Origin of the sequence: Parabacteroides sp. AF18-52, from assembly GCF_003479145.1 — a bacterium.
Lineage (GTDB): Bacteria > Bacteroidota > Bacteroidia > Bacteroidales > Tannerellaceae > Parabacteroides > Parabacteroides faecis.
Map to the genome: position 1 here is coordinate 63,412 of NZ_QUGR01000003.1, position 14,586 is coordinate 77,997.

The following is a 14,586-nucleotide window of genomic DNA, read 5'->3' on the forward strand; positions in this document are numbered from 1 at the left end:
GACTGAATAAAGCAATCCCAGTGTGACTTAAAAATCTAGTAATTACTTTAATGAAACAAAGATATGAAAAGAAATCCTTTGTTAACACCCCTGGTATGTTTAAAAAAAAGAAATAATATACTTCGTGTTATGAAAATATCCCTGATCTTTTTATTTGCTTTTGTCTTCCAGCTGGTGGCTGTTGAAAGTGAAGCGCAAAATGCTATAGTGAAATTACCCGATACCCAATTGACCGTAGGAGAACTGATTCGTGCCATAGAGCAACAGACGAATTATCTGGTTGTGTTCAGTGATACGGAGATAGATACGGAACAGATTGTACGGGTGAAAAATGACCATGCGAAAGTTTCGGAATATCTGGTGGAAGCTTTTGGAAATAATGAGATAAAATATGAATTCGAGAATGATTATATCATATTATCCAAACGTACTGTTTTTACTACAGTTCAGCAAGGCCAGAGAAATATAACAGGAAAAGTCGTGGATCAGAATGGTGATCCCATTATCGGAGCCAATATCGTAATCAAAGGTACTACGACCGGAGTTGTAACGGATGTCGATGGGCAGTTCAGTCTGACGGCATCAGATCAGGATCGTTTATTGATCAGTTATATAGGCTATGTACCGGTTGAAATGGCAGTAGGTAGTAAAAATGTCCTGAATATACAGATGAAGGAAGAGACCTTGGCTCTGGATGAACTGGTGGTGATCGGTTATGGAACAAGGAAAAAGTCAACGTTGACCGGTTCTGTTTCGATGATAGATAAAGAAGTACTGGAGGACAGACCGGTTGCCAGAACGACTGATTTACTACAGGGGATAGCTCCCGGTGTACAAATAACCCGTTCGAATCAGGGAAAAATCCGTGGAACCAATAGTAGTATTTCCATTCGTGGAACCACCTCTAAAAGTGATCCTGGTGTATTGGTCGTTATTGACGGGATAGCTCAGAAAGACAATAATACTTATGCTTTGGATAATATTAATCCGGATGACATTGAAAGTATCAGTGTATTGAAAGATGCCCAGGCCGCTATTTACGGAGCCCGTGCTGCAGGTGGAGTTATTCTGGTCACCACAAAAAAAGGGCAGACCGATAAGCCTACCATTAATTTTACAGGAACATTTACGATCCAACAACCTTCGTTGATGAAAAAAAGTACGAATGTACTTCAGTTGGTAGAGATGATGAATGAAGGGTTTGTGAATGACGGGCAGAAGACCAATATGTATAGCCATATTGTAAAGTATATTGCAGATAACAGTCTGACAATGGATGTTATCAAACAAAACAACGGGCAATATTCTTGTCAATGGCCTTTTGATAACAGTGCAAATTTTGTATTTGGCGATTATAACTGGCCGGATATAATGTTTAGTCCTGCACCGATGCAAAATTATAATCTCTCGGTTTCCGGTAAAACACAGCGATTGAACTATTATAACTCGGTTGGATATGTAGGCCAGGATGCTATGCTGAATTATGGTGATAATTATAATAAACGTTTTTTTGTCAAGCTGAAAAATGATTATGATATCACCAGCTTTTTAAAGGTAAAGACAATATTTGACTTTGAACGGCAGAAAGTGACGGAACCTTACAGATATGATCAGGTAGAGTTTTGGCAGGGATTGATATGGCCGGTATTCATGCCGTTTAATTCAGCAGGTCATTTGTATAATTTCGGCTCTCATCAGAATCCGATAGGTTATGCCCGGGATGGAGGTAATTCAACGGATTTGAATTACAGGATTAAAGCCCTGCTCGGATTTGTCCTGACACCGATTAAGAATTTGTCGATAACGGGTGAATATTCAGCCAGTTTCGATATTAATGAGAATGAATGGGCTGAACTTGGATTCGATATGTATGACGAAAACAATAAGTATTCCTATAATTCGACAAATGGCAGGAATTCTGCCGGGTCTTTATATGGCCGTTCACGCTATACGGTAGCTAATATTTATGCTAACTATCAATATACGTTATTGGAAAAAAACCGGTTTGACCTGATGGCGGGATATTCCCATGAAGAGGAAGACTATCGTAAATTTGAAGCCTATAGACGGCTAGGATTGATCAGTCCGGAATTACCTACTTTTGGTGTAGGAAGCAGCGATGAACAATATAACAATGAAAGTAAGTCGGACCGTGCTTTGAATTCGTTTTTTGCCCGGTTGGGTTATTCGTTCGACAATAAATATTTATTGGAAGGTACATTCCGTTATGACGGTTCTTCTCGTTTTGCCAAAGGGCATAGATGGTCGCCTTTCTTTGGGGTATCGGGGGCCTGGACTATTTCGAATGAATCGTTCATGCAACCTGTCAATCATATCGTGAACTTCCTGAAATTACGGGCATCATGGGGACAGATGGGTAATGAGGCCAGTATCGGTTTATACGATTATATAGCCCAGATCAATATAAACGGACAATACCCGATGGGTAATAGCTTATCCCCTTCACTGACCCAACAAGCAACCTTATCCGGTATGGCTAGTAAGACACGTTCGTGGGAAAAGATCGATACCAAGAACTTGGGATTGGATATCGCTTTGTTGGATTCGCGTTTGAATGCTTCCCTCGATCTCTATATCAAGAACAATCCGAATATGTTCTTTACTCAGGAATTTCCGCAGGTTTTAGGAGTAACAGCACCTAGTATTAACGGGGCTTATGTCCGTTCGAAAGGCTGGGAATTATCAGTCGGTTGGCGTGACCAGCTAGGAGACTGGGGATATTCTGCGAATGTCAATATCAGCAACAACACCAGTAAAGTATTGAAACTGGCTGACTCGACAATTCCGAATTCGGGATATAATTCTTTCGTGGAGGGTTATCCGGTAGGTTCTTATTTTGGATATGACTTTGACGGTTTCATCCGGACGGAACAGGAATTAGCTGCCTATAATGAGAAAATGACATCCGGTATTCCGAATAATCTATCTTTGGGCGACGCCCGTTATAAAGATTTGGATGGTGACGGGAAATTACTACCCCAGGTTTATAAGTTGGGAGAAGATGGAAAACCGGCATCGGGTTCAGGTGATATGATACATTTGGGAGATAACGGACAACATTATTTGTTTGGTATCAATTTAGGTGTGAACTGGAAAAATATTGATTTGAGTATGTTCTTCCAGGGGGTACTGAAATGGCAGGTTTTGGAATCAAATAAGCCGATAGAGTATGATTCATGGCCTCCGCAGGAATATTTCTATGGTAAATACTGGACAAATGATAATACAAATGCGTTCTATCCGCGCTTGTCACAGAATGATGCAGTTAAAAACCATGATTATGCCTCGTCCAATGCCCCCTATAAATTCTATAACAATAAGTATATCCGTTTGAAGAATTTACAACTAGGGTACACCTTTCCGAAGAGTCTGATAGAAAAGGCTAAGATTGAGAAGCTCCGGGTTTATTTCAGTGGTACGGATATATGGGAAACATATTCTATTCCAGGTATCTATGATCCGGAAAAACCTTTTAATCCCCGTATTACTCCATTCCCCAGAGGTTATTCATTCGGGATCAATGTTACACTTTAAATACATGAAAGATTATGAAAAATAATATAGTATATTCGATGTGTTTCCTGTTGGCCGTGATTTTATTTTGTTCTTGTGAAAAGGATTTGAGCCTATATCCGCAGGACAAATATTCGGAGTCGACATTTTTTCAGAGTGCAGGCCAATTTGAACTGTTTGCCAATCAGTTTTATTTTACTTTACCCAGTTCGGGAGTCGGTCAGGATGTCCGTTCCGATATTTTGGTTGACTGGAGTGAAAATACGGTGAGTAACGGTAGTTATTCTCCTGAACCGAACAGTGATTTGTGGAAAGCTCCTTATGTCAATATAAGGAATACGACGTACTTGCTGGAAAAAGCTGTATTAGTTCCCGAATTAGCGGATCAGATCAATGAATATGTCGGTGAAGCACATTTCTTTAGAGCATTTGCCTATTTTGAATTACTGAGATATTACGGAGGGGTTCCTATTATCGATAAAGTACTTGATTTGAATGATACGGAATTGCTTTACGGGCCGAGAAACAGCCGGGAAGAAGTTGTTGCTCATATTTTGAAAGATTTGGATCAGGCAATTTCTTTGCTACCAAAAGAAAATGAAATTGCTGAAGGAAAGAAAGGACGGGTAAGCCGGGAGGCCGCGCTTTCTTTTAAAGGTCGTGTGGCTTTGTTTGAAGGTACCTGGCGTAAGTATCGCGGACAGAGTGGGGACGATTTGTTGGAACTGGCAATTTCTGCTACGGGTGAAGTGATCAACGGTAACCAGTATGCTCTTTTTGACCGTAGGGATGTTTTGGGTGATGAAAGTTACCGGTATTTCTTTTTGCTGGATAAAGGGAAAACAAATGTTGCCGGGTTAACGAAGTTGGATCAGAAAGAATATATTTTAGTGAATCGCTTTGACGCGGATATAAGGGCGGCGGGTACCAGCAGCGCGCATAAATACCCGAGTGCCACCCGTAAATTTGTGGATATGTTTTTGTGTACAGATGGTTTGCCTATAAATAAATCTCCTTTATTCCAGGGACGAAAAACGGTGGAAAGCGAATATGAAAACAGGGATCTTCGTATGACAAATATATTGCAGAAACCGTTTACTCGTTTTTGGGCGAATAATCCTCCCGAATATAACCGTGACTGGAATAATCCTTTTAATGGGGGAAATGTTTATGATATCAATTTCGGAAACACGACACGAACGGGGTATTATGCTGTTAAGTTCAGGGTGGAAGTGCCTTCTCCGTTCGGGGTAGACTGGCCTGTTATCCGTTTGGCTGAAGTACTATTAATACATGCGGAGGCCTTATTTGAGAAGAATGGTAGTATAACGGATCAGCAACTGGACTTGACCATTAATAAACTGAGAGATCGTGCGGGACTTCCTGCTTTGACAAACTCTTTCGTTTCTACGAATGGTTTGGATATGCGTACTGAAATTCGCAGGGAAAGAACAATCGAACTTTTCCTTGAAGGGTTCCGTTTCGATGATCTGCGTCGCTGGAAAAATGCGGAAACAGAGATGCCGATGGCATTGGAAGGTGTTTTATGGAGGGGTACCCAGTATGACACGGATTCAAGATGGGGAGATATTGATTTTCCTCAGAATGGAGATGATTACATTATTGTAGAGCCGACCGGTAAACGTAAATTTGAAGAGAAACATTATTTGTTCCCTCTTCCTACCAGACAGATACTTCTGAATCCGAACCTGGAGCAAAATCCGGGCTGGTCATAGTATATTAGAATAATAATCAATAGAATAAGAAAAGCCCGGTATCCTGAGTATATAAGTAAAACCAGCAGGAACAGGGACCGGGCTTTCAAATTCAAAATAGTTGTATTTTTATGGGTCAATTATTATTATATGTGAAAGCGGCAAGAATAAAATTCTTTTTGGGAATAACTGCCTGTTTGTTTGGTTTTCAGCCATATATCGAAGCTCAGCAATATGATGTGACTTTTGAATCGCTGTTGAACGAAATGACTGATCGTACAGTTGTCACAAAGAAGCCGGAGTTTCCGTACAAATCATTGCAGAATAGTAGTTATAACCGTGCTTCTGTGACACCGGACGATCCGGCAGGCTGGTTTGCGAATGGAGACCAGGGATTTGATCTGCGTAAAGAAATGAATAACGGTAAGGAGGAGTCTGTCTTAATGGAATGTCATGGTCCCGGGGTATTGACCAGAATATGGACTCCCTTTTTTTATAAAGATTTCAATGATCGTCAAGGGCCGGATATTTTGATTTACCTGGATGGCGCTAAAGAACCAACGATACGGACCAATATGATCCGTCTGTTGACCGGTAAATCTTTTGCTCCAGAGCCTTTCGCTGTTTATACTTGCCGGGCCGGCGATCTGTATTTACCGATTCCGTTTGGAAAAAGCTGTAAAGTGACTGTCGAAGGGGATTCTTTTTTCTACATTATAAATTATAGGGCCTATTCCCCCAATGTGGAAGTTCAGACATTTCAGCCGGATTTTATGGACCGTTACCATGCTACAGTGGAGCTGGTTGGGAAAGAATTGATAAATCCGACCCCTTTTACTAAAGGGGAAAAAGTCTGTTTTTCCGGTTCCGTAGGTAGTAAACGGACAGAGACTATCTTATTACCGGAAGGAACGTCCGCGATCCGTAATATGGAGTTTAAATTATCAGCAGAAAATTTACCTCAGGCTTTGCGTTCGACTGTTCTTGAGATAGTGTTTGATGATATACCGGCAGTCTGGTGTCCGTTAGGTGATTTTTTCGGAAATGTGAATGCGGTTGATCCTTACCGGACCTGGGAACGGGAAGTTCGCCAGGACGGAAGGATGGTTTGCCGTTGGATTATGCCGTACAAGAAAAAAGGTGAGATTCGTATCCATAACTATTCTTCGTTTCCTGTAACGTTGGAATCTGATTTGGTAGTTTCTCCCTGGAAATGGACGAACGATACCTATTATTTCCATGCGAACTGGTGGACAGATGAACCTTATTTGGCAAATCCGGTCCGTGACATGACCTTTGTCGAAGTAAAAGGGGAAGGTATCCATGTTGGAGATAATTTTGCCGTTTTGAATCCATTGCCCTGGTGGTGGGGGGAAGGTGATGAAAAAATTTATATAGATGAAGATTTCGACCGTCGTTTTCCATCTCATTTCGGAACCGGGACAGAAGATTATTATGGCTGGGCGGGTGGTGTTCATCCGAGTCGTGAAGATGAATTTTCAACTCCTTTCCTGGCGAATATCCGGGTAGGAGGAGAGACTCGGGGTTTTACCGGAGAAAATCCTCATACACGTGGGTATAACATTTGTACGAGAAGTCGTAGTCTGGATGCGATACCTTTTAATAGCCGGTTCAGGTTGGATATGGAGGCTTTTAATTTCTCTACAGGCCCGGATGCGATCCTGCAATATGCACTTACTTCTTTTTGGTACGGAAAAGAAGGGGCAACTCATAACAGGGGTCCGATGATCGAGGCAGCAGCAAGTCCGGTTCCTCAGATAGAAGATTTGGAAAAGATAACTCAGACAAATAAATTCCGTATAAAAGATGCTGTTGAGTTGGAAGATATACAACCGGACTCTTTTTCTGACGGATTGATCTGTAAAGTTCAGGCGATGGATAATGATAAGGGTGATGCGAAATGGAGTATGGCAAAACAACTTTTAGCAGAAGCTAAAAATGTGGGCGATTATCTCTCTTTCCGTTTTGGAGAACAATATCATCCTAAAAAAGTCATTCTTTATCTGACTACTACCCCTGTCTCTGCCAAACTGAATATTTATATGAATAATAAATTGGTCATAGAGGATTGGGATGCTTACAGTCCGGATATCTTGAATAAAGAACTTGACTTGGGAGTACAGCAACCGGTGAACAATACATTTGAACTAAAAGTAGAAGTGGCCGGTAAAAATGAAAAGGCTTCCGCTTATCATTTTGGATTGGACTGCATTTTGTTTAAAGACAATTAAACTTATCGGATATGAAATATAGGAATTACCGGAGTTATATATTGATTGGTCTGTTGTTTCTTTTTCTGGAGGGATGTATTTCCAAACCGCTTTCCTGGAAAGATGAGTTGCATAAGGATATTTTTTTATTGGGACATCGTAACTGGATTGTTGTAACCGATATGGCTTATCCGTTGCAAAGCCAGGAAGGTATTAAAACATTTTATACAGGAGAAGATTATCAGGATATATTGTCGTATGTTATGTCTGAAATAAATCAGGCACCGCATATCAAGGCTACTATATATCAGGATCGGGAATTGATGTTTATGGAAGAACCGGATGTGCCCGGTGTGACGGAACTCCGGTTGCGTGCAGGGGATTTATTGGGGGATCGGTTGCAATATATACCTCATGAACAGTTAATTTCCCGTTTGGATAGTGTAAGCCGTATTTTTAATGTGATCATATTGAAAAGTAATTTGACAAAACCTTATACATCCACTTTTTTTGAGTTGGATTGCCGGTATTGGGATAATATCCGGCAGAAGGAATTGGAGAAGCGCATTCAATAAGGTCGTGAAGAGTCCTCCGGAATGGATCCGGAGGATTTTCTTTTTTATTCTATCAGTTGTCCTTCCGAATCGAAGGTGAGTTTTACCTCATTATTATTCATTTTCAATTCGAAAGTGTAGAACATACCTGCCGGTTTTTCTATCGCATCTACTTCCAACACTTTATATTGATTATAAGCGGAGCTGGCCAGTTCATCCATGACGGCAACAGGTACATCTTCCGGACGGGTATCCCATTTAGTACTGATCCATTCGTTCTTATCATTGAATAAAACCTCTTTGTCAAGATCCTTATCTTTTATATCGACTTCTGTACCATTCTTTTCCTTGTCAAACTTCAGGACTGTTGCCTGCGGATATTTTGTAGAGATAAAGTTTTGGAGAGCCTGCGGGATTTCGATGGTTTTATTTACTTTTTTCTGGTGGTCGTTACAACCGATAAATACTGAGATACAACATACGAGAATAGCTAAAACAGATAGTTTTTCTTTCATGACGTTTAATTTTAATTGTTTATAAAAGAAAACACGAATACAATGGAGGTCCAGCCATTATATTCGTGCAGTTTATTCTCGTAAGAAACAAATTCACTCTATACAAAGTTCTTTTTACATTGTTAATCTTTACGGACGTTTTCGATCTTACCTTCGGCACTGATCGTTACTTCGACATCATTATCTCCTTGTTCCAGTTCAAACAAGTAGAAAGTACCTGCCGGTTTTTCGATCTGGTCTATATCGTCGATCCGGTAATTTTTATATTCGGAAGTTTTGAGTGCATCCATGACGATTGCCGGTACTTTATCTTCTGTGATGTCCCATTCCGTAGAAACCCATTCATTGTTTGAATTAAAATAGACATCTTTATAAATACCGTTGTGCAGGATGTCGACTTCAAAACCGGTCTTTTCCTGGTCGAACTCAACTATGGTCGCGCCTGCATACATTTCGTTGATAGCGTCAGTGATAGCTTGCGGAATAGTTACGGGCTGGAAGTTATTGTTATCATTAATAGAATCGTCAACGACTTTTATAAGCGTACCGTCTTCTGTGTAATACAGGTCAACTTCTTTTTCGCCCTGCTCTGCTTCGATCACATACACTGTAGCGGTATTGGAACGTTCGAGTTTATCATATTCAGTGTATTTCCAGTCTTTATATTCATTTGCTTTCAGGCTTAGACGTATATCTTCAGGTAGCAGACCGAAATTGATTTCAGTCTTGGTCATCAGCCAGTTACCTTTATTATCGAACCAGGCTTCAGTATCATTTCCGCCCAAATGGAAATCTGCAACCTCGTAGCCGTTCTTTGTTTCCCATTCCACTTTTCCGGCATCCGGATATTTGGTTTCGAATGCTTTTGTGACGGTTTGGTCGGGCAGATAATTGTTGTCATCGTCATCGCAGCTCGTGAAAGTTAACAAGCCGCACATCGCTAGTGCTAATACTGATAATTTTGTTTTCATATTTATTTCTTTTTGTTGTGTTATTAATCGAACTTTTTGAAATTTCCGTTACGGTCGAACTTGAGTTCCAGATCATTATTTAGTTTAACTTCATATTCGCGTGTATCTTTATCTACAGAAATAACCGTGTTATCGGGGAAATTCTTCCTGATATAACTGGCTATCCTTTCCGGCAGGACTCCTAATGGGATGGAAGAATGGCGCGCTTCAATCTCTTTCCATTCACCGGATTTGTCGAACTCTACGTTTACTCCGTTTGTCAGGATCACATCGTATCCTTTGGTACCTAACAAATTGCTCTCTATCTTAATATGCGAGATCTCTGTCTGTCCGAAGTTGGCAGAGATGAAATTACGACATACAGAGGGCAATACAGACTTGTCTCTTGTTATTTTTTCGTTGTCTGCGAAAATAGCCATTGTCGATAATAACAGGCTGACCATAATTAATCCTAACTTCTTCATAATATTCTTCTTTTAATTTATACTGCAAAGAAAAAGGAACATTTGGGAAAGATTTGGGAAAAACAGATCATTTGAATGTTAAAATGAATTGGTGTAAGCCATTATACTCATATTTTATTTTTATTCCGTAGATGGATGCAATCGATTTAACGATGGCCAGTCCCAGTCCTGTCGATTCTTTCTTATGCGTTTGTTTCTCGAAACGGTTGAATAAGGTTGCCTCATTCAGTCCGGGACTGTCGCTGTTGTTTGCAATTGTCAGTGTCCGGTTAGTTACAGTCAGGATGATCGATCCGTTTTCTTTATTGTGTACGAATGCGTTCTTTAACAGATTGCTGATCAGGGTTGAAGCCAGCGATTCATTCATCGTGCACATCAAAGCGCCGGTTTCCGTATAAGTGACATGTATATTTTTATGCTCATACATCTCCTTGAAATCCGGCAGATATTTGTTGATCAACTGGTTGATCTCTATTTCGGATGTATCAGGAAACTGTTTATTGTCGATACGGGAAAGAAGCAGTAGCGATCTATTCATCTTAATAATACCCCGGAGGGTATGATTGATCCCGGCTATTTCAATCAGTTGTTCTTCTGTACAATCCGGATTTTCACTAAGAAGTTCCAGTTTATTCATACAGATAGCCAACGGTGTCTGTAGTTCGTGGGAGGCATTTTCAACGAACTGTTTTTGCTGATTGTACATTTCCGTACTCCGGTTCATGGTTGTCTGGATTGCCTGATTCAGAATTTTAAATTCCTCTACTTTGGTTTCATTCACCAAAGGAGTCGGTTGTTTTCCCAGTCTGTACTCTTTCAGCCATTTGATCAATGTATAAAGAGGGCGGAAACTGGTTCTGAATACGAAATGAGATACCAGTAAAATACAGCACAATAAGCTGGCATAAAGGATTATAATACTCCAGAAAATAGCTTCTGCCATATCCTCCTTCTCCAATGTGGACGTTTCGATCGTCAGTTCATAATATTTCCGGTCGGCTGTCATGAACCAGGTACGCAGTACCCGTACAGGTTCATATTCCATCTCTATTTCTATATAAGTTGTCGAGTCGAAAAATTCATCTTTATCCAGATCTGCTTCCTGTTCAGGGACTTCACGGATATAGTATTTGGTCATGATGTCCACATGGTCACGTAAAAGTGTACTGTCGGCAAGTACTGTCTTGATGATGATTTCCTTATAATTCTCCAGGCTGTCGTTGGTCTCGTCGTCTATTTCGTGCATGATGGCAAAATAGAAACAACATGCCCAGGCCGTCAGAATAAGTAGTAACGGGATAGACAGGTTACGGAATGTATAATGGATCAGTTTCATGGAGTTATTCTTCGTTTATCATTTTGTAGCCATAACCGTATACTGCTTTTATTTCTGCGGTAGCCCCGGCCGATTTCAGTTTCTTACGCAGGTTCTTGACCTGGCTGTAGATAAAGTCGAAGCTATCTGCCTGGTCGATATAATCTCCCCAGATAGATTCGGCGAGGGCGCCTTTACTGATCAGGCGGTCGGGATTCGTGACAAAATAATACAGCAGGTCGAACTCTTTCCGGTTCAGGACCAACTCTTCATCATTAATATATACGGCATGACGGTCCGGATAGACAGTAATGTTAGCCAGATTGATATGCAGTTCGCCGTCTTGTTGTTTCCGGCGGATGATACATTTGATACGCGCATTCAGTTCTGCCAGATGGAAAGGCTTTGTCAGATAGTCGTCGGCACCGAGGTCGAGACCGGTCACTTTATCTTCGATTGAATCTTTGGCGGAAACGATGATCACGCTGTCTTTCTTCCGCATCTTTTTCAGTTCTTCCAGCAGGTCGAGGCCGCTACCCCCCGGTAGCATGATATCCAGCACGATACAGTCGTAATCATAATCATTGATCTTCAGCAATGCTTCATGATAGTTGGCTGCACTTTCCACGACATAACGTTCCTTTTCCAGCGAACGGATCATTACTTCACGTAAAGAATCTTCATCTTCTACAATCAGGATTTTCATGAGCTATCTTGTTTGTTTACAAAGTTATGCAATAATTCTGGCAAAAAACTGGAATATTCATGTTATGTTTTCTTTCCTTTGCCGTCATATAAACAGAATGGAACTCGAAACGTTTAAAATAACCGTCATACCACTCAGGGATAAGCTGATCAACTTTTCCCTGAAACTGATACAGGAAAAGGCCGATGCCGAAGATATCGTGCAGGAGGCTTTTTTGAAGCTGTGGTATATCCGTGAGAAGCTGGACGGTTATCATAGTGTGGAAGCACTGGCGATGCAGGTGACTAAGAATCTGGCTTTAGATAAACTGCGTGCCCGTCGTCCGGAAGGTCCCGATATAACCAGTCTCGCGTTGGACTCCGGATACAGGCCGCCGGACGAGCAGCTGGAACAACAGGATGCCGCAGCCCGGATCCGGCAACTGATCAGCCAATTGCCGACACTTCAGCAGACTATTATCCGGATGAAAGACGTAGAAGGCTATGAACTGGCGGAGATTGCCGAAATAACAGGCACACAGATCGAAGCGGTCAGGGTAAACCTTTCGAGAGCCAGAAAGAAGATACGGGAACAATTTTTACAGTTAAACAAACAGGAGCAATTATGAATATAGAAGAATTATTGGATCGGTATTTTGAAGGAGAGACCTCGGCCGACGAGGAGCGGGAACTTCGCCGTTTCTTTGCTTCGGACCATGTTCCGGATCATTTATCCGCTTACAGACCTATGTTCGCTTATTTCGATGAGGAGATTGCGGAAGGGAAAGACAAGGCGGAGGAGATATGGTCGGAGATCGCTCCCGGGGTAATTCAGGAACGGCATTTCCGGTTAAGTCGCAGGTCGGTGGTCTATATTCTTTCGACGGTAGCCGCTTGTGTGCTGGCATTCCTGGGAGTCAGCCAGTTATTATATCCTGTAGACCCGTGCTTTTGTTCTGATAATTACGTAGTGATAAACGGACGGTGCTATACCGATATACATAAAGTACGCTCTTCCGCTTTCGAGGCATTGCATGAGGTGGCCACTCCTGCGGATGAATATTTCCCCGAAGAGGATAGCGATGCGGCAGACCGCCGGCTTATAGATAACCAGTTAAAGGAACTAGGTTCCATTTTTAGTGATGACGAATAAAAATATGTTGCGATGAAACAGATAAAATACACATTATTAGTATGGTTGGCAGTCCTGATCCTGTTTCCTGCCGGTGCCGGAGCAACGGAGACAGCAGTGATGCAGAAAGACCTGAAGATACAGGACGTTTTCCAACGTTACGGACGGAAGAAGAATGTGACGATGGTGGAACTGTCGAACGAGATGCTTGAAACTTATGGGATGACCCGTTATAAAAGTATCACGATCAAGAATGATCCGGAAGCTCTGAACTTTACCCGGCAATGCCTGGAAGCCGATCAGAAAGGGGCCCGCAAAATCAAGGAGGTAACCGATGATGGCGGCGTTATCTCCGCTTATTATCAGTTACCGGGTAAAGAAGCCGACATAAATCGTTTTGTCCTCTTCAAGGTCAATGCGAAAGGAGTAATCACTCTGGTCTATATCGAAGGAGATCTGGATAGTGACGACCTGATCACGATCCTGTTCACTAAAAAAGATTTATAAACGAATAAAACAATACAAAGATGAAAAGATTATTACTGATCCTGGCAGCCTGTTTTCCTGTAATGGGCTTGCTGGCAGCAGAAGTTGAACCGATGCCGACCGATACGGTCATTACATTGGAAAAGAAACGTATAGAAGTAAAGGATAACGGAGACCGGTTGAAAGTCCGTGTGTATGAACTGTCTGAAGAAGGAGAGGCAATAGACGATGAGATGGTTTTTGAAGGGCAATATCGTGACGGTCGTGTGTACGAACGCCGTAAACATATCAAGACGTTGAACATTCCTGTTCCTACCTGGGACAGAGATTTCTCTGCTCATTGGGCTGGTTTCGGTATGGGCTTTAATAGCTTTACCGGCGATGATATCTCTCTGCGAAAAGGAAAATCGCTGGAATATAACCTGAATTTTATGGAATTCAGTTTCCCTTTCTCCCGTTATAACTGGGCGTTGGTAACAGGAGCCGGTTTGCGCTGGAACCGATACCGTATAGATGAAAATGCCCATTTTCAGGAAGTGGATGGTGTCACCCGATTAGTTCCTGCTGCCGAAGGTATTGTTTATAAAAAGAGCAAACTGAATACGACCAGTCTTACCATTCCGGTATTGCTCGAATGGCAGACACCGAAGAAAAGGCATAAACCTCGTTTCTTCGTCTCCGGTGGTGTTGTGGGTGTCATCAAGACAACTTCTTCTTCCAAAGTCGTTTACGACGACGAACGGGGAAAGACTAAAAAGCAGAAGATGGATGGCGGTATGAACCTGCGGCCCGTGACTATGGACCTTCTTTTTCAGGCCGGTGTCGGTTGTATAGGTGCTTATTTTAAATACTCACCCATTGAAATGTTTGAGAATAATAAAGGTCCGGCACTTCATCCGATTTCTTTCGGGTTGCAACTACACTTATAACATAATTTTAACCAATATATTTGTTTGATGTGCTAACTTTGCGACCGAAAATTTAG

At 41.6% G+C, this 14,586-nt stretch carries 13 protein-coding genes; 8 read left to right on the plus strand and 5 right to left on the minus strand.

Annotated features, from left to right (window positions below; translation table 11 throughout):
- Window positions 1-129 precede the first annotated feature (129 nt).
- From DWX23_RS07070 to DWX23_RS07085, 4 genes are all read left to right on the plus strand, one after another.
- A complete protein-coding gene (locus tag DWX23_RS07070; protein ID WP_158607056.1) occupies window positions 130-3,555 on the plus strand; it encodes a TonB-dependent receptor in 3,426 nt (1,141 codons plus the stop codon).
- 14 nt (window positions 3,556-3,569) lie between these two features.
- A complete protein-coding gene (locus DWX23_RS07075) occupies window positions 3,570-5,270 on the plus strand; it encodes a RagB/SusD family nutrient uptake outer membrane protein (RefSeq protein WP_122373975.1) in 1,701 nt (566 codons plus the stop codon).
- Window positions 5,271-5,380: 110 nt separating this feature from the next.
- Window positions 5,381-7,501 carry a glycoside hydrolase family 172 protein gene (locus tag DWX23_RS07080; RefSeq protein ID WP_122373976.1) on the plus strand — a complete coding sequence of 707 codons (2,121 nt, stop codon included), beginning with the start codon at window positions 5,381-5,383 and terminating at the stop codon, window positions 7,499-7,501.
- Window positions 7,502-7,512: 11 nt separating this feature from the next.
- Window positions 7,513-8,055: a hypothetical protein gene (locus tag DWX23_RS07085; RefSeq protein WP_233587537.1), complete on the plus strand. Its 543-nt coding sequence runs from the start codon at window positions 7,513-7,515 to the stop codon at window positions 8,053-8,055.
- A gap of 44 nt (window positions 8,056-8,099) precedes the next feature.
- On the opposite strand, the gene DWX23_RS07090 is transcribed toward DWX23_RS07085, so the two are convergent.
- The 5 genes from DWX23_RS07090 to DWX23_RS07110 form a co-directional block, all read right to left on the minus strand.
- Complete coding sequence (locus DWX23_RS07090; protein ID WP_122373977.1) at window positions 8,100-8,549, minus strand: PepSY-like domain-containing protein; 450 nt, start codon at window positions 8,547-8,549, stop codon at window positions 8,100-8,102.
- 122 nt (window positions 8,550-8,671) lie between these two features.
- The gene (locus DWX23_RS07095) at window positions 8,672-9,520 is read right to left on the minus strand and encodes a PepSY-like domain-containing protein (protein ID WP_122373978.1); all 849 of its coding nucleotides are present in this window, start codon (window positions 9,518-9,520) and stop codon (window positions 8,672-8,674) included.
- A 23-nt stretch (window positions 9,521-9,543) separates the two neighbouring features.
- Entirely contained in the window at window positions 9,544-9,984 is a 441-nt protein-coding gene (locus DWX23_RS07100; protein ID WP_122373979.1) for a PepSY-like domain-containing protein, read from the minus strand.
- Between the two features lie 67 nt (window positions 9,985-10,051).
- Window positions 10,052-11,320: a HAMP domain-containing sensor histidine kinase gene (locus DWX23_RS07105; protein WP_122373980.1), complete on the minus strand. Its 1,269-nt coding sequence runs from the start codon at window positions 11,318-11,320 to the stop codon at window positions 10,052-10,054.
- A gap of 4 nt (window positions 11,321-11,324) precedes the next feature.
- Window positions 11,325-12,005, minus strand: coding sequence for a response regulator transcription factor (locus DWX23_RS07110; RefSeq protein ID WP_122353895.1), 681 nt, complete (start codon window positions 12,003-12,005; stop codon window positions 11,325-11,327).
- 97 nt (window positions 12,006-12,102) lie between these two features.
- On the opposite strand from DWX23_RS07110, the gene DWX23_RS07115 reads away from it, so the two are divergent.
- From DWX23_RS07115 to DWX23_RS07130, 4 genes are read left to right on the plus strand one after another with little or no spacing between them, the layout of a single operon-like run.
- Window positions 12,103-12,612: an RNA polymerase sigma factor gene (locus DWX23_RS07115; protein WP_122354010.1), complete on the plus strand. Its 510-nt coding sequence runs from the start codon at window positions 12,103-12,105 to the stop codon at window positions 12,610-12,612.
- A complete protein-coding gene (locus tag DWX23_RS07120) occupies window positions 12,609-13,136 on the plus strand; it encodes a hypothetical protein (protein ID WP_122373981.1) in 528 nt (175 codons plus the stop codon). Before DWX23_RS07115 ends, DWX23_RS07120 begins: the two co-directional genes overlap by 4 nt.
- Window positions 13,137-13,148: 12 nt before the next feature.
- Window positions 13,149-13,622 (plus strand): hypothetical protein, encoded by a 474-nt coding sequence (locus tag DWX23_RS07125; RefSeq protein WP_122373982.1) that lies wholly within the window; start codon window positions 13,149-13,151, stop codon window positions 13,620-13,622.
- 20 nt (window positions 13,623-13,642) lie between these two features.
- On the plus strand, window positions 13,643-14,530 hold the full coding sequence (locus DWX23_RS07130) for an outer membrane beta-barrel protein (protein ID WP_122373983.1): 888 nt from the start codon (window positions 13,643-13,645) through the stop codon (window positions 14,528-14,530).
- Window positions 14,531-14,586: the final 56 nt, after the last annotated feature.